At 38.8% G+C, this 1417-nt stretch carries 1 pseudogene; it reads right to left on the reverse strand.

The annotated features are described in order from the left end of the window. Window positions 1–1417: pseudogene (locus tag RFX69_RS02590) on the reverse strand (hypothetical protein); the annotation flags it as partial.

Here is a 1417-nt window from a genome sequence, read left to right on the forward strand (position 1 = left end):
ATTCCATGCTACATCGTTAACACTAGCTGTAGGACCATCTGCTTTAAATTTGGTGTTATCAAGAATCGTTATGTCGCTGGTACCATCAAATAACTCATTATTAATGCGTCTTGCATTCTGCAATCTTGTTGCTGATGCTGCATTACCTGAAATGCTTGAATCTGTATATGCAATCTGCTTTTTAATCGTCCAAGTATCACTTGTATATTCAGCTTGGAAATGATGCAAACTTTGACCAGTTTTGCTAAAAACAAGAGCATTTTTCAGTCCACCTGAAGAATCAATCCACCCATTAAGAGTCAAATAATCACAGAAAAAACTACTATTACTATTTGAATCTAAAGTCCCAAAAAATGCTTGTACAGCTTGCGACAATTCACTTGGTTTTAATGTTCGATTATCTTTAGTTTGAAGACCGACTGCATTTGCATTTTTATCAAGCTTATTATCCTGTAAAACTTTACCTTGCTTAGCTGTTAATGCTTTTGATGGGTCATCACTTACTAAATCATCAGCTAATTGAACAACACCAGTTTGATTGGTTGAAGCAGATCTAATTGTCTGCTGTGAAACACCTGTGATTAACCCTTTATCATTGACCGTTATCGATGGTATTTGAATAGTTGAAGCGTAGGTCCCTGCCACCACTCCACTATTAGCCAAAGTTAAAACACAGGAAACATTTCCAGAACCGTCAAAATTAAAAGAACCCGTTGCAGCACCAGAGAAACTTATATTTCTTGCGTTGAATAATTTAGATGCCGATGCAACGTTATCCGAAAGTGTCGCTAACTTATAAACTGTAGGTTGAATATTATTCTGAACACCATAGCCATCCCCTGCTAAAACGACTACTCCGCCACCACTATAACCAGCAGCAAGATAAAAATAGGTGTCTTCAGTATGGCCGAAAATACCCGCAGCATAATTAGGTACACTGCTGGTACCTTCATCACGTCTTACAAATTGGCTTTTGCCATAAACGCTTTTGATTAAATCAATATCAGATGTAGGTGCTGGAATTCTGCTACCTATGCCTCCAAACCCATATTGACCTATAGCAAGCTTTTCATCCTGAAGCTTTTTACCCTGTTTGGCTGTTAATGCTTTTGATGAATCATCACTTACTAAATCATCAGCTAATTGAACAACACCAGTTTGATTGGTTGAAGCGGATCTAATTGTCTGCTGTGAAACACCCGTGATTAAACCCTTATCATTAACCGTTACTGATGGTATTTGAATGGTCGAAGCATATGTGCCCGCCACAACACCACTGTTGGCCAGAGTTAATACACATGATGAATTTACAGAGCCATCATAAGTAAATGAGCCTACAGCTGCACCAGAGAAAGAAACTTGACGCGGTGTTACGAGTTTCTCTGCTGCACCATCCGTTCTACCTGTACCACCACAT

Origin of the sequence: Acinetobacter sp. 148 (assembly GCF_031196675.1) — a bacterium.
Taxonomy (GTDB): domain Bacteria; phylum Pseudomonadota; class Gammaproteobacteria; order Pseudomonadales; family Moraxellaceae; genus Acinetobacter; species Acinetobacter baumannii.